We start from the raw sequence: 18595 nt of genomic DNA, 5'->3' as shown, positions 1-18595 counted from the left end.
AGTATATATTTAAAAAAGATAATAAATGACTAATAGCGTAATTACTAGATTTGCTCCGTCACCGACGGGGTTTTTACATATAGGTTCAGCAAGAACTGCCCTTTTTAACTACTTGTTCGCAAGGCATCATAACGGTAAGTTTTTGCTTCGCATTGAAGACACTGATAAAGAAAGATCAACGAACATCGCAGTAGAAGCTATATTCTCAGGTCTAAAATGGCTAGGGCTTGATTGGGACGGTGAGGTTATATTCCAGGCTAAACGTAACAATCTTTACAAAGAAACTGCACTAAAATTACTGCAAGACGGTAAAGCATATTATTGTTTTACTAGCCAAGAAGAAATAGAAAGACAGCGACAAAAAGCTTTAGAAAATAAACAGCATTTTATTTTTAACAGCGAGTGGCGTGACAAAGAACCATCTACCTACCCTACTGATATTACACCGGTAATACGTCTAAAAACTCCAAGAGAGGGCAGCATAACAATTCATGATACCTTACAAGGCGAGGTAGTAATTGAAAACTCTCATATAGACGATATGGTACTATTAAGAGCAGACGGCACTGCTACTTACATGCTAGCCGTTGTAGTAGACGATCATGATATGGGTATAACTCATATTATTAGAGGTGACGATCATTTAACCAATGCAGCAAGGCAAATCGCTATTTATCAGGCTTTCGGCTATGAAGTACCTAGCATGACTCATATACCGTTAATTCATGGAGCAGACGGGGCGAAATTATCCAAAAGGCATGGAGCATTAGGCGTTGAAGCTTATAAGGGTATGGGATATTTACCGGAAAGTTTATGTAATTATTTATTGCGTCTTGGATGGAGTCACGGCGATGATGAAATTATCTCAATGACTCAGGCTATAGAATGGTTTAATCTTGATTCACTCGGTAAATCACCTTCTAAGCTTGATTTTGCTAAGATAAATAGCCTTAACGCTCATTACTTAAGAATGCTTGACAATGATAGCTTAACTTCAAAGACTGTAGAGATATTGAAACAAAACTATAAGGTTAGCGAGAAGGAAATAAGCTATATAACCCAAGCAATGCCAAGCTTGTTAGTTAGAAGTGAAACATTACTAGAACTAACACGCCTTGCTCAAATTTATCTCGTAGATTCGCCTATCATCTACAACCAAGATGCAAAAGAAATTATAGAAAATTGCGATAAGGATTTAATCAAACAAGTTATAGAAAACTTAAGCGAACTTGAGCAGTTTGATAAGGAATCCGTACAGAATAAATTTAAAGAAATAGCAACAGCAAACGGCTTAAAGCTGAATGACATTATGAAACCATTAAGAGCTTTAATAACAGGTATGACGGCTTCACCTAGCGTATTTGAAATTGCAGAAATTTTAGGAAAAGAAAATATTTTAAAAAGGTTAAAAATTATATGAAAGATTGTATAAAAAAAATTGCTTTTGTTTTTAGTGGGTTATTTATAATAACCGGCACTTTTGTTTTGTATAGCATAGCAAACATCAACGCATCAACAGCACCAAAAAAGTACGGAGCTTGGACTTTAAATTGTACTCTTAATAATGAGAAAAAACAACTTTGCTTCTTATCACAACAAATTAATAATCTAGAGAAAGATAAAGAAAAGGAAATATTAGCCATTTATCACATAGGTTATTTCAATGGGGAGCAAGAAGAACAGGAATTAAAGATAATCGAAGTAGTCCCATCAAATGTTCAAATTCCGGCAGGTACAGTTATTAATAGCGGTAACAAACGAATATCAGCCGGAAAATACGTAAATTGTACGGTAAACGGCTGTCAGGCTTTAGCTATTATTACAAAAGACGATCTAGACATGATTTTATCTAATGATAATTATTTAGAACTAATCACCACTGACGGTAAACAAGCTAAAATTTCATTTATAAAAGACGGTCTAAAGGAAGGTCTAAAAGCTTTGAGTAGATAGTAACGGAATTTAAGTGCTATGAAATGCTTTTCATCATGATTGCGAGCGACTGAAAGAAGCGTGACAATCTCAGGATTTTGGCACGAGATTGCTTCGTCAAAATTTTCAATTTTTCCTCACACAATGACGACTTGGGTATCCACACAATAACACCTTGTGTCGCTTAACCCATGACGATACGCTATTAAGTTGCTTTAAAGCTTAATTAAGCATCGTGATGGTGTCCATGTCCAGACCCTTTACCACCTAAACTTGCTTCATATTCAAGAACCCCTGATTGATGAAATGCCATGTCTGTATCATCTACATCCATCTTTCTAAAAGAACATGAAATCCTGCTTCTCTTTCCGGAAGAATTATTGAGTGATCCGTAGAAGCAGGTAATTGATGACTCCAAAATGGTTTTTCTTGGCTTATATTTTCAAAAAATGTCTTAAACTCATTAAAAGTTAGTCTTTGAGAAAAGTCAGTAGGATGATCAGTGATCGCATATGTATAACCACGTGTTTTATGTGCCATGGTATAATCCCAATGTATATCAAACTTGTCACCGGCTTTTACTTTATGAACATGATGGTACTTGCTTCCATCTCTCCAATCAAATGTTTTGTCAGATGAAAATTGTCGCATTTCTGCATTAGTATAATTAACAGAATCTCTCTCATCTTCTTTTCCACCGCTAAGAAGAGGTCCCTCTTTAATTGCCGGTGCACTTAGAGTATCATCAGGAAAGTCAACATCACCAGGAAAGGATTTTTTTCCTCCTTCCATCTCATTTTTCTGTGAGCTATCTTAACAACTTTAACTCTTCGCAAACTAAAGCCATTGTCTTCGGTAAGATTACTGCCCCATGATATGGGGTAACATCTAAGATATGCGAAAATTTCTTATCGTACTCTGCTTTATTAGGAGCTATTTTGTTATCAACTAGTTTTTTAGTCATAATTTACCTATTAATTTAAATTGTATTTCGATATATATAAAAATAGATTGAATAATAATCTACCTTTACAATTAACAATGCTTACTAAATTTTTAATATATTGCAAGAAGTTATAAACCATTAAAGTGAAAAAATATTTGAGAATAAATAAAAAAATACCTTTCTTTTTATTAAGTTTTATTAACTATTTTTATATTTTTACTTAAGCTACTAGCTATTATTATAGTAATATATTCAATTTATCATGTTAACAAAAATATAATCCTATTTAAAAATCAAGATATAGTTTAACTTGTGCTTAACCATTGATTATCAATAAATTTAAAAAACAAATATCATGTCTTTCTAAAATCTTATTAATTTTCTTATAAAAATATTTTATACTAATTGTATACATATATTCCTTTTAAAAGAAGTTTAAATAATTAGTAGGTTTATGGAAGATATTGATACTTGGCAGAAAAAATTTGAGGTTTGTGATTATAGTAAAAAATTAATTGATCGAATTAAATATTTGAATACTATAGTAGATTCACCTATAGATATAACAGAAATTGAAAAAGGTCTTTATTATACCCATAAATATCATGCTTCTCAAATGCGTCAATCAGGAGAACCTTATTATTCTCATCCTATAAAAGTTGCAATCATGCTTGCAGATTTTACAGCTCTTGAAGCTCCTAAACTTTACAAATCATATATGATAAATATTGCCCTTCTTCACGATACTATAGAGGATACAATACTTACACATGCTGATATTAGCAAAATTTTTGATAAGAATATTGCCGATAGCGTGAACGTTTAACAAGAATTAAGCCATACGGTAAAATTAGCTCCGGTGAAATGTTAAATTTACTAATCCAAGAACAAAGATATGATATAGCACTTATTAAAGTATTTGATCGCCTACATAATTTACAAACTATAAATGCTAAATCGCCGGAAAAGGCTTTAGAAACAGTAAAAGAAACTATAGAAAGCTTCTTACTCATAGCAGCTTATTTAGAAATACGAACCGTAGAACAACAACTATTAAGTTTGCACTAATTTTATCAAGCAACATTTCCCTTCAGAACAAAAAGAAATATTTCAAAAAATCGGTTTACGAAATTTCTTTTTAAAACTTCAAAATAATACAAAATAAATTAAAGAGTATGCAATACTACTTTAGAAAGAAAAAAAGTGTATATCAGCTAAAAACTATTTTTATATTTCCAGTGTGCAGCTTCACCGCTCTCTGCATGATAATGCATCTTATGATCACGTATTTGTATCTCTATTTTATAATTATCCTCAGTTGTAATAATAGTATGTAAAGATTGATAGCCGTTTGGTTTAGGATTAAGAATATAATTTTTAAATTTATCCTTTTCATGCTCATAAAGATCATGAATTACTTTTAAAGCTTTATAACATTTCTCTTCATCTATTACTACTATTCTTATCGCAAAAATATCTGTTAATTCTTCTAACTTTATACCCTTACGATATAATTTATATAAAATTGATATTGGATGTTTGATCCTACCTGTTATTTGAGCAACAATATCATGTTTAGATAAATTATGATTTAAATGTTTAATAACCCTTTGGAGCAAAAATACCTCCTTAATTTATACTAATTCAGTTAATAGTTATACTTACGAATAACTAAACACCAATTAAAGCAATAAACTTATTAAGTTCTATTAATATTTCTAGTTAATTTGCTATTTTCAGTAAATATTAATAAAACCTAGCTTTAGTTAATATTAATAGGAAAAATTAAGCTTGTGGCGAGCTTCGTACTACCCTACCCTATTATTTTATCTTTTATCCTAAATTCACATTATTTAGATTTCTTTTAGAACCTAATTTTTTAAGTTTTATATATAAAATTTAAATTATCTTATTTTAGTCTTTCTTAACTGTATAAATTATAAGATTTTTTAAAAATAAGAATAGTAATTTTTCTAAAACCTTACTAATTTTAGTTAGCGTAGTTTAACCGACCAAAAGCTAGAAACTTTTATTACTAATTTTTTAAATTAAACGAATATATACATTGTAGATTAACCTTGCCTATAGCTTTAACAAGAAATCTATTCTTATTTAAACCTTTTGATCATCCTATGAGACTGTTTACAGTCTCATAGGATAAATACCAAAGGTTGAGCTATTTTAACTAATTAAAAAATATTTACAATCATTTATTAAAATAATTACAAGAAATTCTATATTTTATTTTTTGAGGAAGAGAGGGAGTTTTATTAAAGAATTTATTTTCAAATTAAGCAAAGAATCGCTTTAAAACCCATTTGTTGCATAAATCAGTTTTTCAGTGTCCTACTGCGACTTGATAATGTGTTGTACAGCACGTTGTTAAAATCGTCATTGCAAGCAGGCATGGCCTGCGTGGACCAGTTTCTTAATTGTCATCCCGCGAGCTTGTAGCGGGATCCAGTTTAAAATACTAATATTATTAGTATTTTTAGTTGTTTTCTGGATACCGTGGTCAAGCCATGATATGACATTGAACAGGTTTTTCGGTCCACGCAACAATGCCTCCTCGCAATGAGGGAAACGAGCAATACAACAAAACGGGTTTATAGACCTATTGCATAACCTATCTTATGGAGATATAGACTTAGAAATCCATACCTCCCATACCGCCACGCGTTGGCATTAGCTCTTTCTTATCAGAAGATTCGTCAACAATTAAAGTTTCCGTGGTAATAATTAACGAAGCAACGGAAGCAGCATCTTGAAGTGCAGTACGCACTACTTTAGCCGGATCAATAATTCCTGCTTTAATCATATCGACATATTGCATATCTTGAGCATTAAAGCCATAATTTTTATCCTTATGTTCTTCTAGTAATTTACCAACTACTACGCCACCGTTTTCACCGGCATTTTCAACAATCTGTTTTAGCGGATCCTTTAAAGCTTCTATTACTATTTCAATACCTGCTTGTTGATCCTTATTCTCTACTTTAAGCTTTGTTAAAGTTTGTGATGCATGAAGTAATGTTACACCGCCACCGGCAACAACACCTTCCTCAACTGCCGCTCTTGTAGCAGCAAGTGCATCTTCAACACGATCTTTACGCTCTTTCACTTCAACTTCCGTAGCACCACCAACCTTTAATACGGCGACACCGCCGGAAAGTTTAGCTAAACGCTCTTGTAGTTTTTCTTTATCATAATCAGAAGTAGTTTCAGCTATTTGAGATTTAATTTGTAATACTCTATCTTCAATATTTTTCTTATCACCATTACCATCAACAATTACGGTATTTTCTTTAGAAATTGTTACTCTTTTTGCCGTCCCTAAACTCTTAATACTCACATTTTCAAGCTTCATACCTAAATCTTCAGTAATAAGCTCACCTTTAGTTAGGATAGCAATATCTTCCATCATTGCTTTTCTTCTATCGCCAAAACCGGGGGCTTTTACTGCCGCAACTTTTAAACCACCACGTAATCTATTGACTACAAGCGTTGCAAGAGCTTCGCCCTCAACATCCTCAGCAATAATTAATAGTGGGCGTTGTGATTGCACTACAGCCTCAAGTATAGGTAACATCGGTTGTAAATTTGATAATTTTTTCTCAAATAGTAAGATGAAAGGGTTTTCAAGCTCAGCAACCATTTTCTCGGAATTCGTTACAAAATACGGAGATAGATAACCTCTATCAAACATCATACCTTTAACTACTTCAACATCGAAGCTAAAATTCTTTGCTTCTTCAACGGTTATCACGCCTTCTTTACCGACTTCCTCCATTGCCTTAGCAATTTTCTCACCGATTTCCTTATCACCGTTTGAAGAGATAGTACCGACCTGTGCGATTTCCTCTTGGCTATTAATCTTTTTACTAGACTTTTTAATTTCCTCTACTACTGCATTTACCGCTAAATCCATACCACGCTTTAAATCCATAGGATTATAACCAGCAGCTACTAACTTATTACCCTCACGAGCTAATGCTCTAGCAAGTACCGTAGCTGTAGTAGTACCGTCACCAGCTACTTCTGCAGCTTTTGTAGCAGCTGATTTTAATAGCTGAGCTCCTGTATTTCTAATTTTATCTTTTAACTCAATCGATTTTGCAACCGTCACACCGTCTTTGGTAATTTTCGGTGAACCAAATGATTGCTCGATAAGTACATTTCTGCCTTTTGGACCTAAAGTAACTTTTACTGCATCTGCAAGTATACCAATGCCCTCTAGCATTTGCTCACGAGCTTTTGAACCGTGTTTAATAAGTTTTGTTGCCATATTTAATTTCTCCTTAAAACAAATAATTAATTAATAATACCAAATACGTCGCTTTCTTTCATAACGATCAGTTTTTCACCTTTAATTTCAATTTCGGTGCCTGCCCATTTACCGTATAAAACTTTATCGCCTACTTTTAGCTCTAAAGGATGAATTTCGCCTTTTTTATTACGAATACCGTTACCTACGGCTACTATTTCACCTTGCATTGGCTTTTCTTTTGCGGTATCCGGAATAATAATTCCACCTTTAGTTTTTTCTTCGTGTTCGATAGGCTTTATTGCAATTCTATCATGCAATGGTTTAAAAGACATTTTAACCTCCAATTATTAAATCTTTAAATGTACATACTATATATATTCTATTTTTGTTAATTCAAGGGGCAAGAATAAAAATTTTTTTATTAGAGGTCTATTCTTTCTCAAAATCCTCTAAACTAGTGCCGTGTTTAATTTTACTCCATTTGAAAGGACAAAAAATTATTTCAAATACGGCTTTATATGAAGCTACAGTATATACTATAAAATAACTAGCCCATAAGATTAAAGCTACTATATCCTGAAATTTTACTTTTCCGCTTTTTAAAGAATTTTTTAATATATACAGAGCAACACTATAAAGATATAAAAGCGAAAAAATACTATTAATAAGCCATAAATAATTAATTATAGAATTTTTATTTATAACAATAGAAAATATTATAAAGGGTAAACTCCAAAAATTATAAGTAGATAAGCCGATGAAAAATGTCAATTGTTATTACTTGCAATAAAGTAAACTTTTGGTATTTATCTTTTTGTGCTTTAAATACAAAAAATGTTTGCAAAAAGCCTTTAATCCAACGTGATCTTTGATTTAGCCAATTACCTAAACTATTCGGAGCTTCTTCTAGAGTATAGGAATCAAGGATAGCTACTTTATAGTTTTGTGAGTAAATTCTTATACCAAGCTCGGCATCTTCTGTGACATTATAAGCATCCCATCCGCCAAGCTTATTTAATATATCCGTTTTAAAATGATTACTAGTACCCCCAAGAGGTGTAGGAAGTTTTAGCAAACTTAATCCTTTCAAGATATATTCAAACCATAAACTATATTCTATATTAAACATTTTGGTTAAAATATTCTCATTTTTATTATAAAAATTGAGCTTAGCTTGAAGACAAACATATTCATCAGATAAACTTCTAAACATTGTTAGAGCTTTAAGTAGCTGTTCAGGTTCAGGTTTATCTTCAGCATCATATACTACTAGATACTCACCACGTGAATATTCTAGAGCATAATTAAGGGCTTTCGGCTTAGTTCTTGGTAAACTTTTCGGAACAGATATAACATGAAAATAAGACGGTAAATTATATAAGGCTACTTCTTTAATCATTAGATAATCGTCATCTTCGATAATAATTTTAACGTCTAGCTTATCTTTTGGGTAATTAATTAATGAAATATTTTTAATTATTGACCTTAACTTACTTAATTCTTTATATAATGGTACTAAAACTGTATAAACTGGTAAAGCTTTTTCCTCATTCTGAGAAATTTTTGGTTTCGCCTGATAATCTTGGATACTACTTGCTTTGTCGTCTATGTAAGATCTCATGTCATGCCCACGAAAGCAGGAATGACATAGAGGAGTGTAGGAATGACATTTGTACCGAAGGCAATTCCTTTACTGCCCTTATAAATAACAGAGATTTTAAAATATTTTGCAAACAATAGCTTATATTATTAGCAACATGAAATAAAACCGGCAGATAAATCAATGTGGATATAAACACGACGAAAAATATTATTATTTTATTGGTATAATTAATATTCTTAGCAATAATCGGTCCGACTTTAAATTCAAGAGCATATTTTGCTTTGATACTAGTTACATGGGCGAAATTTTTTTCTAATAATTTATAAAAATAATATTTCTTGATCAGCATTATAGATCTAAAAATATTATTATTACTAAACAATATTTTTAGATCATTTATAGCAGTTATTTTATTACCATGAACATCTTCATATATAAAATAACCATTCACTACATAGGCTTGTATATAAGAATAATTATAAATTTTAATATAAGCAATATTGCTTATTAGCGGCAATATTTTATTTTCATATAATATATCAATCATTATCTCATTATCGATAATAGCTTTTAAATTAGTAGCTTGTTTTTTACCTAATAAGTTTTTATCTCTGATTATCGGTAATACCGTATTCTACAGTACTACTTACAAATTGCTCTCTTGGTAAGATGATAATTCTACTATCTTCTGCTCTAATCTTTTTATTTGTCGTAAGATTTTTGCATGAAGACTCGGCTGATCACTCACTTTTTTGAGGTATTCCCATAGATAAGCTACTCTTTCTCTTATGTATAAAACGGCTTCTTCTCTTGGCTTTTTCTCGTTTTTTGATATCTTATTAACTTTATTACCCCCTACACTATATCTATATCTTCCCTGCTCTAACGACCATGCCGAGGCATGCACCTTATTAATATTTAAAATAATTATAAGACATATTAGACAATAATATAATCTTAATGCCATAGACGCTTAAATTTAAAAAATACACTGTAATAATAATTATAAATTAAGTAAAGAGCTAAATTAAAAAAAATTTAATTGAAGTAGTATATGGCATATTGTAGTAATAATTTTACAACTTAAAATTCATTCAAAGAGGAAAATATGAACGATCCGAAATATGGAACTATTACTTTTACCAAAGAAAGTAGAACAGCAAATATTAATATATCCCGTGATAAAATAACAATTGGAGCTAATCAGCGTGTTACGTTTGAAACCATAGGTGATATTAAGGAATTGATCTTAGGACCACATAGTAATGTTAAAGTAACAGACCTTAATCATAAGGTATTTATAAATAATACCAATCGAGATAAGATAATTACATTATCAGGTGAACATATTGCTTTTGATGATAATCTATACGCTTAATAAATATGTTATTCCTGTGGAAGCTTGATTGCGTGGATACATGAACCGTCATTGCAAGGAGGCATTGTTGCATGGACCGGTAAAACCCACTGTGTCATCCCGTGGTCAAGCCACGGGATGACAGAGGTGAAATTGATCCACACAACAATGCTTTGCGAGGAGCGAAGCGACACGGCAATCCAGAAAAATAACAAAAAAATGCTATAAATCAGCATTTTTTACTGGATTGCTTCGTCAATAATGACGGGAAAACTGATCCACGTAGCAACTTTCTAAGACCCAAGTAGTACTTGATTTTGTAGTTTAAACAATTCTGCCACGCCGCCTTGGGCAAGTTTTAACATTGCTAAAAACTGCTCTTCGGAAAAAGGATTTTTCTCTGCCGTGCCTTGTACTTCAATTAAATTACCGTTACCTGCAAACACAAAATTACTATCCACTTCGGCATCACTATCTTCCAAATAATCCAAATCTAGTATTGCCTCGCCTTTATATATACCGCAAGAAATAGCTGCAATTTGACTAATTAACGGGTTCACCTTTAAAACTCTCTTTTTCATCAAGGATCTAATAGCTAGGTGCAATGCTACATAGCTCCCTGTTATTGCTGCCGTTCTAGTACCGCCGTCAGCATTAATAACATCACAATCTATGATAATTTGCCTCTCCCCTAGTTTCTTCAAGTCAATTACACATCGCATCGCCCTACCTATCAAACGCTGTATCTCTTGCGTTCTTCCGCCTTGTTTTCCGAGTGCTGCTTCTCTTTTAATACGCTGTGATGTAGAACCGGGAAGCATACCGTACTCGGCAGTAATCCAACCTTGATTTTGTCCCCTCAAGAATGGCGGTACGGTAGTTTCACAAGTAGCACTACACATAACATGCGTATTACCGATTTTAATAAGGCATGAGCCTTCCGCATTAACAAGCGGGGATAATTCTAATGAAATAGGACGTAATTGGTTGCTTTTTCTTCCTGACTGTCTCATAATATTAATTTACCATTGAAAAAATTTTTATTATATCTATATATATCTCAAAAAAGAATATAAATATATAAGTAAATAATATGATAGATTATAATATAGAAAATAATGAACAAACAATAAATGATATTGCTGAAGAGATAGTTGAAACAGCAAATCCAGAGATAACAGCGTTAAAAGCAGAAATTGAAGAGCTAAAAGACAAGCTAATTAGAACTACTGCCGAAATAGACAATACAAGGAAGCGTTTAGAAAAAGCACGTGACGAAGCAAAAGATTATGCAATTGCTACATTTGCTAAAGAACTACTAAATGTTAGTGATAATCTTTCAAGAGCATTAGCACATAAACCGGCAAATTCTGATATAGAAGTCACAAATATTATTGCAGGCGTTCAGATGACTAAAGATGAGCTGGACAAAATCTTTCATAAACATCATATTGAAGAAATAAAGCCGGAAATAGGTTCAATGTTCGACTATAATTTACATAATGCAATTTCGCAGATAGAACATCCTGATCATGCACCGAATAGCATTATTACTTTAATGCAATCAGGATATAAAATTAGAGATAGACTACTTCGTCCTGCTACCGTACAAGTAGCTAAAAAATCTTAATACTAAGATAGAGCTTCAAAAATTGGCTCAATGTTCTACAAGAGCTGCGGTTCGAACTATATTAAGTATACGCAGCTCACCTTGCCTTGTGAACTCCTAGCTCTTTTTGAAGTTGATCTTCGTATAGAAAATGGGGAAAATAATATGAATAGAACCGCTATATTTTGGCTAGTTTTTTTAGGGCTTTTTATAAGCAGTTTTATGCTAATTTCAGACACAGTAAAACCATTTTTTATCGCATCTATAATATCTTACTTACTACAACCTGCTATAGGTTTTATCGCATCAAAATTTAAAATATCAAATAAATTTGCATCAAGCATAATTTATCTGATATTTTTGAGCATATTTTTCTTAAGCTTAACTATTTTAGTGCCGATAATTTATGGACAAATTTTTACTTTTATAAATAATATTCCAAAATATAAAAATTATTTACAAGCAGAAATATTACCGCCTATAATGGCAAAAATTTATTCGATAGAACCTGATATTGCTGATAAAATCAAGAATTCTTTAAGCAATTTTATAAATAGTATATTTACTATACTTGGCAGTATTGCTAATAATTTTTGGCGTTATACCATTATTACTATTAACATATTTGTTTTATTTTTACTTATACCTATAATATTATTCTATTTCCTACGTGATTGGGCTAAAATTATTGCAAACATGAAATCATTATTACCTATAAAAACCCGACCGAAAATCCTTGAAATATTATCGGCAATTAATAATCTGTTATCTGCTTACATAAGAGGACAGCTAAATATTTGCTTATTATTATCTACTTATTATAGTATTGCATTTACCGTAATAGGTATTGATCTCGCTCTTTTACTTGGCATTTTAACGGGATTTTTAGTTATTATTCCTTTTATCGGTACTTTTATATCGTTTCTTTTGACTCTAATTATCGGTTATTTAACTTTCGGCATGACCACAAAATTATTATATATAATGATAATTTATTTAGTTGGGAATATTTTTGAGTCTTATATTTTAACTCCTAAAATTATCGGTGATAAAATAGGGTTGCATCCTCTTTGGATTATATTCTCGATTTTTGCCTGCGGCAGTTTATTTGGAATTATTGGAATATTTTTTGCTATACCGATTGCGGGGATTACAAAAATTTTACTCCTGAATCTAATTAAATTTTATAAATCTAGCAAATTCTATCGAACAGACGGCTAAAAAATTCTTATAACAGTGCAGCAATATATATTTCGTTTTACTACTTCTAATAAATATCATCCTGATGAGTTTATTGTTTCTAGTTCTAACGATCAAGCTTATAATATTATAAAAAATTGGCAGTGCAGCTTTGGCGTTAATCCTTATAAATTTACTTTATTAATTAAAGGACCTTCTTCGTCAGGCAAAACTTATTTAACCAAAATATGGCAAAATTTAAGCAATGCCTATATTATTAAAGATATTTTTTTTAGTGAAGAAATTTTAGAAAAATATAATGCTTTTATCATTGAAGATATTGAAAACTGGCAAGAGCCGGCATTACTTCATATATTTAATATTATTAACGAAAAACAAAAATATCTTTTACTTACCTCATCTGATAAAAGCAGAAATTTTACTTTATCCGATTTATCTTCACGTATTAAATCAGTACTTAGTATTGTATTAAACTCACCTGACAATGAATTAATCAAAATTCTAATATTTAAGCATTTTTCTATTTCTTCGGTAACAATATCCAGACAAATAATAGATTTTCTTTTAGTAAATTTGCCTAGGGAATATTCCAAAATTATAGAAATATTAGAAAATATTAACCATTTTGCTTTAATTTCCAAAAGAAAAATAACAACTTCATTAGTCAAAGAAGTTTTAAATAACTATAATCATAAAATATTGTAACTTTTTCCTTGACTTTAAATCTTCTCAATATAACCTTTCTATAAATTAACTTTTTAGAAAAAAGTGTGTTGGGATACGAAAAAAACAAAAAAGTTTAAACAGAGAACAAAAACGGGCTATAGGCTTACTATCCATAGGTACTTTTTTAGAGTATTTTGATCTTATGCTATATGTTCATATGGCAGTACTACTTAATGAGCTTTTCTTTCCGCAATATGATACTCACGTTAATCGCCTTCTTGCAGCTTTTTCTTTTTGTTCTATTTTTATTTTTAGACCCTTAGGAGCTTTATTATTTGGCTGGATAGGCGATAATATAGGTCGGAAATCTACAGTCATTATTACCACTATGTTAATGTCGTTTTCTTGCATCGTTATGGCTAATCTTCCTACTTATGCCCGTAGGTGCTAGTGCCGCTTGGATAGTAACCATATGCCGTATAGTGCAAGGTATGTCATCCATGGGAGAAAGAGTAGGAGCAGAATTATATTTAACGGAATCTGTCGGAGTTCCTAAACGCTTTCCTGCCGTAGCATTTGTAGGAGTATGTGCTAGCTTAGGATTAACTGTGGCCCTTGGCGTAACAACCTTAGTTACATCCTATGGCTTTAATTGGCGTATCGCATTTTGGGTAGGTGCAGGAATTGCATTAATAGGTAGTGCTGCTAGGACTACTTTACGTGAAACACCGGATTTTGTTGATGCTAAGCGTAGAATACAAGAAACTATAAAAGATAGTAATATAATTGATGTAGCAAAGATAAAAAATAATCCTGTATGGCAGGAAAAAGTTAATAAGAAGACTGCAATCTATTATTTTTTAATACAACTAGCACAACCGGTGTGGTTTTATTTTGCTTATATTCATTGTAGTAATATACTTTAAAGATTCGTTGCACTATACCGCTGAAGCAGTAATACATCAAAATTTTATTATTTCTATAGTAGAATTTTTTGTAGCACTAGCACTTACGTGTTTATGCTATAAATTTCATCCACTAAAAATTTTAAAAACGCAATTAGTAATATTTTTAACTTTTCTTCTATTTAGTCTATTAATATTAGATAATATAACGCAAGGCTGGCAAATTCTCTTAATTCAACTAATTGTAGTTACTTTTTCTCCAAGTGAATTTCCGGCAATTCCAATATTTTATAAAAGTTTTCCGGTTTTTAAACGATTTACCTATGCTAGCTTTATATATGCTTCTTCAAGAGCCGCTATGTATGTAATTAGTTCTTTCGGGCTTGTTTATTTACAGAACGTTTTAATAATTTAGGGTTATTGATGATAGTAATTCCTATTATTATAGGGTATAGCCTCGGTATATCACATTTTAAAAAGCTAGAAGTTGAAGCAGGAAATTATTATTGAATATAAAAGGCGAAATGCGGCGTTCACCTTTTATATAAATTAAATTAGTTATATACTTTATCTTCTTCAGCTAGTTCGGTTTTAATTATTTCAAGCAGAGAAAAAACCTTACAATATTCTTCAAGCTTTTCGTTTATTTTTTGTAGTTCGCTTAAAGCACTACTAAAATCTTCTTGTACTAAATAGGTTTCTACAGTTTTATTCTGTTCTAATGTTTTAAGCATGATATCTTGTAACAATTTATTATAGTGATTTTCTAACTTAGATGTATTTGACATAATGATTAATAAATAACTTTGTATTTTAATTAATATATGAATTTTTTAATAATACAATAACTTTTAGTTAGTTTATGTTATTATTTATTTCTCTTTGCTCTATTAACACTAATTCACCACAAATATTTACTCTAAATTTGCATTTTAAGTAATTTAATTATAGATAACTATTAACAAATTTTAATAATTATCTATAATGCACCCTAAAACAGATTAAAGGCATACAAATAGAACGAATAGAATGGCGAGACCTATAGAAGAAGAAAATAAATATGCACAATTACTAGAAAAAGATTTAGATATTGTAAAGGAACCGAGAAAAAAGCATAATCCAATAATATAAACACAGTACCTAAAAAGCAGCCTCCAATATTTAGAAGTATGGATGATATAGAAATTATACAAAGGCGTAACTTGGAGCGTATAATTTCTCAAGAAACAGTAAAAAGTAAAGATGATTTATATATAATAGAGCAAGAACAGATACAAAAATTAATGAGTAGAGGCACAAACGCCTTAAAAAACCATGAACAACACCCAAATACTATTTATAAAAGTGAGCATAAAGCACAAACTAACTCAAGAACATCCAATATTATAAATAGTATTAAGACCTCAAAAACATGTGGTAATGTAAAGAAAATAAGCAACGTAACAGGAACACAGCTAGCGTACTCGGATTAATAGCAAGTAGTATTATGCTGGCAACTATAGCACCCGCAACAGCTCCATTTATGTTTGTATCAGCTACTGCCATGGCAACATCTATAGTAGGTAAAGCAATAATAGATGTAGTACATACTCGAAAGATACATCTTCTTACACAAGAAAATAAATTATTAGAAAAACATCATGATGATTTGAGTAAACAACAAGCCCTTTTAAAAATTAATCCAAAGTTAAAAGATATTTTAAAAGATGATTGACATATACATAATGATAAACAGCAAACGAAAGACAACAGTAATAAAGGTACCAAATCATTATTTATAGCATCGGTTATAACAAATGGAATAAGTAATATAGTAAACGTGGCGGGGATATCTGCAACTATAGTCGGTAATAATGTAGCACAAATAATTTCATCAATAAATATAGGATTGCAATCATTAAAAGGTTCTAAAGATTCGGTAAATCAGATCCAGGATAGGATAAAGTTAATTAAGGAGCTAAACCATAATATTAATCAAGAAAAACAAAAAGCAGATATAGGTAATTATAAAAATATACAAGCATTAGCAGAGATAGGGTATAAACAAACTATTCAAACCGAAGCATTAACCGCTTTATTACAAGATAAGAATTACTTTAAATTTACCGATCAAGAAAAACAACAGAGATTTAATCAGCTTAGTAAAGAAATAACATTAAGGACAGCATCAGAATATGCTGATACAAAAAAATAACATCACAAAATATAATAGTAGATATACTGAAAGATATAGGTAGAGCACATAGTCCTTTTTATAAACAACCGGAACAAATAACTACTCATAAAAGCGTGTTAACAAAAGCAGTTGAAAATGCAAATACTAACGATCATAAGAAATATAAAACAATACAGTTACAAAAGAAATTAGAACTAAGCGGCACAGAAAATATAGTAAATAGAATCGGGAAACAATTAATTAATAACAATACTATTTCTAATAAAAATACAGGTACGCCAAATAATTATATAAAAAGAATTGCAAAAAAAGATTTAGGGTTCATAAGGTAAAATAGGAAACCATCAATAGACCTCTTGCATAACCTAATCTTATAATGAGGAAACACTCACCTCACACTGCAGTATACAAAAAATATGTGAGGATGTGAGTACCGGATTGACGTACAAATATTTTTTCTCTCAATTAGTTTATTATCATATCATTAAGTCATTAATGAATAGGTAAAAATAAGCTAATAATAAGTTGCACTTCATTGCTTTATTTATCGTATAAAACGAAATTTCCTATTGACTTTTATGTAAAACAGTATAATTTCTTTACAATTTAACTTTCGTAAAGAAATTATGCTCGGCTATGAGAAAGAACAAAGAAGTTTAACACGTAATCAAAAAGAAGCAATAGGATTAATATGTTTTGGAACATTTTTTGAGTATTTTGATTTAATGCTATATATACATATGGCAGTAGTTATCAATGAATTATTTTTTCCTAAAACTGATCCTCAAGTTACTTCGCTTTTATCTGCTGCCGCATTTTGTTCTACTTAACTATTAAGATCATTTGCAGCTTTGGTACTTGGATGGATAGGTGATAATATAGGTCGTAAATCAACCGTTATTATTACCACATTTATAATGGCTATATCATGTTTTATTATGGCTACTACTTTACCTACTTATGCAGAAAAAGGCATCGTAATTTCGTGGATTCTGATAATTTGTCGTATGTCTCAAGGCGTATCTTCTATGGGAGAAATAGTAGGAGCAGAGTTATATGTTACTGAGACTACTAAACCGCCAGTTCAATATACCTATGTTGATATAATAAATATAGCTGCTCAGTGGGGTGGCATTATGGCATTAGCATTTGGTATTATTAGTATTACTTATCTTTTTAATTGGCATTATGCCTTTTGGGGAGGAACTTATAATAGCTTTAGTAGGTTTTATAGCAAGAACTAATTTACGTGAATCAACGGAGTTTATAGATGCAAAACGTCGAATAAAAAATATTTTAGAAAATTTTGGAATAAATGATAAAGAATTATCATTTAAAGAATATGTAGAAGAGAAAATTAATATAAAAACTATTTTATTTCTTTCTTGTAAATTCTGGTTCTGCTTGTGCTTATCTTACTTATATTTATTGTGCATCATTATTAAAAACAAATTTTAATTATACTGCACTCGAAATTATGCAAAATAATTTTTGTCTTGCTATTGCTCAATTAATCTTAATGATTACATTAGTTTTGTTAACAAAAAAATTTCATCCTCTTAAATTATTAAAAGTTAGAGCAATTATATTTTTAATTTGTATGCCCTCTAGTATTTATTTACTAAATAATATAACTACTTCTTCAAGTTTATCTAAAATTCAATTACTATTAGTTATGACAAGTATAACTACCGGTACTGCTGCATCAATACTTTATAAAAACTTTCCAATATTTAAAAGATTTACGTTTACTACTCTTATTTATGCATTTTCATCAATTTTTATATACGTAGTTACTTCGTTTGGCATAGCTTACTTAGTAAATATATTAGGAACTTACGGAATTCTTCTTATTATGATACCGGTAGGTATAGCGTTCTACTGGGGAGTGACACATTTTGAATCACTTGAAAAAGTTCGGTATAATTATTAGA

General features: G+C 30.7%; 30 protein-coding genes and 1 pseudogene. 18 read left to right on the top strand and 13 right to left on the bottom strand.

All coding sequences use genetic code 11. The features are described from left to right. Positions 1-25 precede the first annotated feature (25 nt). Together gltX and D6968_RS03325 are read left to right on the top strand one after the other, a co-directional pair. A complete protein-coding gene (gene gltX, locus D6968_RS03330; protein WP_121543366.1) occupies positions 26-1420 on the top strand; it encodes a glutamate--tRNA ligase in 1395 nt (464 codons plus the stop codon). Then, on the top strand, positions 1417-1953 hold the full coding sequence (locus tag D6968_RS03325; RefSeq protein WP_121543364.1) for an invasion associated locus B family protein: 537 nt from the start codon (positions 1417-1419) through the stop codon (positions 1951-1953). The genes gltX and D6968_RS03325 overlap by 4 nt, the downstream gene beginning before the upstream one ends. Positions 1954-2256: 303 nt before the next feature. Here D6968_RS03325 and D6968_RS03320 read toward each other — a convergent pair whose 3' ends face one another. Continuing rightward, a complete protein-coding gene (locus tag D6968_RS03320) occupies positions 2257-2724 on the bottom strand; it encodes a lytic polysaccharide monooxygenase (protein ID WP_245969218.1) in 468 nt (155 codons plus the stop codon). Between the two features lie 16 nt (positions 2725-2740). After that, positions 2741-2896, bottom strand: coding sequence for a hypothetical protein (locus D6968_RS05220; protein ID WP_177717242.1), 156 nt, complete (start codon positions 2894-2896; stop codon positions 2741-2743). 436 nt (positions 2897-3332) lie between these two features. Here D6968_RS05220 and D6968_RS06660 point away from each other — a divergent pair, with 436 nt between their 5' ends. Next, on the top strand, positions 3333-3704 hold the full coding sequence (locus D6968_RS06660; protein WP_245969216.1) for an HD domain-containing protein: 372 nt from the start codon (positions 3333-3335) through the stop codon (positions 3702-3704). Positions 3705-3742: 38 nt separating this feature from the next. Continuing rightward, positions 3743-3946, top strand: coding sequence for a hypothetical protein (locus D6968_RS06655; protein ID WP_245969214.1), 204 nt, complete (start codon positions 3743-3745; stop codon positions 3944-3946). A 146-nt stretch (positions 3947-4092) separates the two neighbouring features. Here the strand turns inward: D6968_RS06655 and D6968_RS03310 are convergent, their stop codons facing one another. The 8 genes and pseudogenes from D6968_RS03310 to D6968_RS03285 form a co-directional block, all read right to left on the bottom strand. Continuing rightward, positions 4093-4497 (bottom strand): bifunctional (p)ppGpp synthetase/guanosine-3',5'-bis(diphosphate) 3'-pyrophosphohydrolase, encoded by a 405-nt coding sequence (locus D6968_RS03310; protein WP_121543362.1) that lies wholly within the window; start codon positions 4495-4497, stop codon positions 4093-4095. 775 nt (positions 4498-5272) lie between these two features. Next, positions 5273-5437 (bottom strand): annotated as a pseudogene (locus D6968_RS05215) (MFS transporter); the annotation flags it as partial. A gap of 88 nt (positions 5438-5525) precedes the next feature. Beyond that, positions 5526-7163, bottom strand: a complete 1638-nt coding sequence (gene groL / locus D6968_RS03305) for a chaperonin GroEL (protein WP_121543360.1) — start codon at positions 7161-7163, stop codon at positions 5526-5528. A gap of 26 nt (positions 7164-7189) precedes the next feature. Then, entirely contained in the window at positions 7190-7477 is a 288-nt protein-coding gene (locus D6968_RS03300; RefSeq protein WP_014412487.1) for a co-chaperone GroES, read from the bottom strand. 97 nt (positions 7478-7574) lie between these two features. Beyond that, the gene (locus D6968_RS05905; protein WP_245969212.1) at positions 7575-7916 is read right to left on the bottom strand and encodes a hypothetical protein; all 342 of its coding nucleotides are present in this window, start codon (positions 7914-7916) and stop codon (positions 7575-7577) included. Further along, entirely contained in the window at positions 7885-8766 is an 882-nt protein-coding gene (locus D6968_RS03295) for a glycosyltransferase family 2 protein (protein ID WP_245969210.1), read from the bottom strand. Before D6968_RS03295 ends, D6968_RS05905 begins: the two co-directional genes overlap by 32 nt. Before the next feature lies 1 nt (position 8767). Beyond that, positions 8768-9295: a hypothetical protein gene (locus tag D6968_RS03290; RefSeq protein ID WP_245969207.1), complete on the bottom strand. Its 528-nt coding sequence runs from the start codon at positions 9293-9295 to the stop codon at positions 8768-8770. A gap of 99 nt (positions 9296-9394) precedes the next feature. Beyond that, positions 9395-9715, bottom strand: a complete 321-nt coding sequence (locus tag D6968_RS03285; RefSeq protein WP_245969205.1) for a hypothetical protein — start codon at positions 9713-9715, stop codon at positions 9395-9397. A 141-nt stretch (positions 9716-9856) separates the two neighbouring features. Here D6968_RS03285 and D6968_RS03280 point away from each other — a divergent pair, with 141 nt between their 5' ends. After that, positions 9857-10126 carry a hypothetical protein gene (locus D6968_RS03280; RefSeq protein WP_023507710.1) on the top strand — a complete coding sequence of 90 codons (270 nt, stop codon included), beginning with the start codon at positions 9857-9859 and terminating at the stop codon, positions 10124-10126. Positions 10127-10134: 8 nt separating this feature from the next. On the opposite strand, the gene D6968_RS05210 is transcribed toward D6968_RS03280, so the two are convergent. After that, positions 10135-10320 carry a hypothetical protein gene (locus tag D6968_RS05210; RefSeq protein WP_177717240.1) on the bottom strand — a complete coding sequence of 62 codons (186 nt, stop codon included), beginning with the start codon at positions 10318-10320 and terminating at the stop codon, positions 10135-10137. 78 nt (positions 10321-10398) lie between these two features. After that, on the bottom strand, positions 10399-11118 hold the full coding sequence (gene rph / locus D6968_RS03270) for a ribonuclease PH (protein WP_121543354.1): 720 nt from the start codon (positions 11116-11118) through the stop codon (positions 10399-10401). A gap of 80 nt (positions 11119-11198) precedes the next feature. Between rph and grpE the strand changes: the two genes are divergently transcribed. The 6 genes from grpE (at position 11199) to D6968_RS06515 (ending at position 14900) form a co-directional block, all read left to right on the top strand. Continuing rightward, entirely contained in the window at positions 11199-11735 is a 537-nt protein-coding gene (grpE, locus tag D6968_RS03265; RefSeq protein WP_121543352.1) for a nucleotide exchange factor GrpE, read from the top strand. A gap of 144 nt (positions 11736-11879) precedes the next feature. Beyond that, on the top strand, positions 11880-12935 hold the full coding sequence (locus D6968_RS03260) for an AI-2E family transporter (protein WP_121543422.1): 1056 nt from the start codon (positions 11880-11882) through the stop codon (positions 12933-12935). 15 nt (positions 12936-12950) lie between these two features. Then, the gene (locus tag D6968_RS03255; protein ID WP_121543350.1) at positions 12951-13619 is read left to right on the top strand and encodes an HdaA/DnaA family protein; all 669 of its coding nucleotides are present in this window, start codon (positions 12951-12953) and stop codon (positions 13617-13619) included. A 163-nt stretch (positions 13620-13782) separates the two neighbouring features. Then, entirely contained in the window at positions 13783-14031 is a 249-nt protein-coding gene (locus D6968_RS06525) for an MFS transporter (protein WP_121543348.1), read from the top strand. Beyond that, positions 14015-14506, top strand: coding sequence for an MFS transporter (locus D6968_RS06520; protein ID WP_342767350.1), 492 nt, complete (start codon positions 14015-14017; stop codon positions 14504-14506). Before D6968_RS06525 ends, D6968_RS06520 begins: the two co-directional genes overlap by 17 nt. A 7-nt stretch (positions 14507-14513) precedes the next feature. Beyond that, positions 14514-14900: a hypothetical protein gene (locus D6968_RS06515; RefSeq protein WP_342767349.1), complete on the top strand. Its 387-nt coding sequence runs from the start codon at positions 14514-14516 to the stop codon at positions 14898-14900. A gap of 139 nt (positions 14901-15039) precedes the next feature. Here the strand turns inward: D6968_RS06515 and D6968_RS03240 are convergent, their stop codons facing one another. Next, complete coding sequence (locus tag D6968_RS03240; protein ID WP_023507708.1) at positions 15040-15273, bottom strand: hypothetical protein; 234 nt, start codon at positions 15271-15273, stop codon at positions 15040-15042. Positions 15274-15654: 381 nt separating this feature from the next. Here D6968_RS03240 and D6968_RS05205 point away from each other — a divergent pair, with 381 nt between their 5' ends. The 7 genes from D6968_RS05205 (at position 15655) to D6968_RS05890 (ending at position 18594) form a co-directional block, all read left to right on the top strand. Continuing rightward, a complete protein-coding gene (locus D6968_RS05205) occupies positions 15655-15957 on the top strand; it encodes a hypothetical protein (protein WP_177717197.1) in 303 nt (100 codons plus the stop codon). A gap of 14 nt (positions 15958-15971) precedes the next feature. Next, positions 15972-16199 (top strand): hypothetical protein, encoded by a 228-nt coding sequence (locus D6968_RS03230; protein WP_245969203.1) that lies wholly within the window; start codon positions 15972-15974, stop codon positions 16197-16199. A gap of 105 nt (positions 16200-16304) precedes the next feature. Beyond that, a complete protein-coding gene (locus D6968_RS03225; protein ID WP_121543346.1) occupies positions 16305-16679 on the top strand; it encodes a hypothetical protein in 375 nt (124 codons plus the stop codon). A 95-nt stretch (positions 16680-16774) separates the two neighbouring features. Continuing rightward, complete coding sequence (locus D6968_RS03220) at positions 16775-16993, top strand: hypothetical protein (RefSeq protein WP_121543344.1); 219 nt, start codon at positions 16775-16777, stop codon at positions 16991-16993. A 294-nt stretch (positions 16994-17287) separates the two neighbouring features. Next, positions 17288-17491 (top strand): hypothetical protein, encoded by a 204-nt coding sequence (locus tag D6968_RS05900; RefSeq protein WP_245969200.1) that lies wholly within the window; start codon positions 17288-17290, stop codon positions 17489-17491. A gap of 21 nt (positions 17492-17512) precedes the next feature. Next, positions 17513-17905 carry an MFS transporter gene (locus D6968_RS05895; RefSeq protein ID WP_245969199.1) on the top strand — a complete coding sequence of 131 codons (393 nt, stop codon included), beginning with the start codon at positions 17513-17515 and terminating at the stop codon, positions 17903-17905. Positions 17906-18138: 233 nt separating this feature from the next. Next, positions 18139-18594: an MFS type sugar transporter gene (locus D6968_RS05890; protein ID WP_245969191.1), complete on the top strand. Its 456-nt coding sequence runs from the start codon at positions 18139-18141 to the stop codon at positions 18592-18594. The last annotated feature ends 1 nt before the right edge of the window (position 18595 follow it).

Origin of the sequence: Candidatus Rickettsia colombianensi, assembly GCF_003664375.1 — a bacterium.
In the GTDB taxonomy this organism is placed as follows: domain Bacteria; phylum Pseudomonadota; class Alphaproteobacteria; order Rickettsiales; family Rickettsiaceae; genus Rickettsia; species Rickettsia tamurae.
Note: the sequence above shows the minus strand (reverse complement) of the source record. Positions and strands in the feature narration are given on the sequence as shown.

What these genes read in the sequence shown, in the direction of transcription:
- D6968_RS03320 (WP_245969218.1), bottom strand. Translation starts at nt 2,724, where the DNA reads ATGGAAGGAGGAAAAAAATCCTTTCCTGGTGATGTTGACTTTCCTGAT.
- D6968_RS05900 (WP_245969200.1), top strand. Translation starts at nt 17,288, where the DNA reads ATGCTCGGCTATGAGAAAGAACAAAGAAGTTTAACACGTAATCAAAAA.
- D6968_RS03325 (WP_121543364.1), top strand. Translation starts at nt 1,417, where the DNA reads ATGAAAGATTGTATAAAAAAAATTGCTTTTGTTTTTAGTGGGTTATTT.
- gltX (WP_121543366.1), top strand. Translation starts at nt 26, where the DNA reads ATGACTAATAGCGTAATTACTAGATTTGCTCCGTCACCGACGGGGTTT.
- D6968_RS05205 (WP_177717197.1), top strand. Translation starts at nt 15,655, where the DNA reads ATGGATGATATAGAAATTATACAAAGGCGTAACTTGGAGCGTATAATT.
- D6968_RS06525 (WP_121543348.1), top strand. Translation starts at nt 13,783, where the DNA reads ATGCTATATGTTCATATGGCAGTACTACTTAATGAGCTTTTCTTTCCG.
- D6968_RS03300 (WP_014412487.1), bottom strand. Translation starts at nt 7,477, where the DNA reads ATGTCTTTTAAACCATTGCATGATAGAATTGCAATAAAGCCTATCGAA.
- D6968_RS03280 (WP_023507710.1), top strand. Translation starts at nt 9,857, where the DNA reads ATGAACGATCCGAAATATGGAACTATTACTTTTACCAAAGAAAGTAGA.
- D6968_RS03240 (WP_023507708.1), bottom strand. Translation starts at nt 15,273, where the DNA reads ATGTCAAATACATCTAAGTTAGAAAATCACTATAATAAATTGTTACAA.
- D6968_RS03285 (WP_245969205.1), bottom strand. Translation starts at nt 9,715, where the DNA reads ATGGCATTAAGATTATATTATTGTCTAATATGTCTTATAATTATTTTA.
- D6968_RS06655 (WP_245969214.1), top strand. Translation starts at nt 3,743, where the DNA reads ATGTTAAATTTACTAATCCAAGAACAAAGATATGATATAGCACTTATT.
- groL (WP_121543360.1), bottom strand. Translation starts at nt 7,163, where the DNA reads ATGGCAACAAAACTTATTAAACACGGTTCAAAAGCTCGTGAGCAAATG.
- grpE (WP_121543352.1), top strand. Translation starts at nt 11,199, where the DNA reads ATGATAGATTATAATATAGAAAATAATGAACAAACAATAAATGATATT.
- D6968_RS03260 (WP_121543422.1), top strand. Translation starts at nt 11,880, where the DNA reads ATGAATAGAACCGCTATATTTTGGCTAGTTTTTTTAGGGCTTTTTATA.
- D6968_RS03290 (WP_245969207.1), bottom strand. Translation starts at nt 9,295, where the DNA reads ATGATTGATATATTATATGAAAATAAAATATTGCCGCTAATAAGCAAT.
- D6968_RS06660 (WP_245969216.1), top strand. Translation starts at nt 3,333, where the DNA reads ATGGAAGATATTGATACTTGGCAGAAAAAATTTGAGGTTTGTGATTAT.
- D6968_RS03295 (WP_245969210.1), bottom strand. Translation starts at nt 8,766, where the DNA reads ATGAGATCTTACATAGACGACAAAGCAAGTAGTATCCAAGATTATCAG.
- D6968_RS05220 (WP_177717242.1), bottom strand. Translation starts at nt 2,896, where the DNA reads ATGACTAAAAAACTAGTTGATAACAAAATAGCTCCTAATAAAGCAGAG.
- D6968_RS05890 (WP_245969191.1), top strand. Translation starts at nt 18,139, where the DNA reads ATGCAAAATAATTTTTGTCTTGCTATTGCTCAATTAATCTTAATGATT.
- D6968_RS03230 (WP_245969203.1), top strand. Translation starts at nt 15,972, where the DNA reads ATGCTGGCAACTATAGCACCCGCAACAGCTCCATTTATGTTTGTATCA.
- D6968_RS06520 (WP_342767350.1), top strand. Translation starts at nt 14,015, where the DNA reads ATGCCCGTAGGTGCTAGTGCCGCTTGGATAGTAACCATATGCCGTATA.
- rph (WP_121543354.1), bottom strand. Translation starts at nt 11,118, where the DNA reads ATGAGACAGTCAGGAAGAAAAAGCAACCAATTACGTCCTATTTCATTA.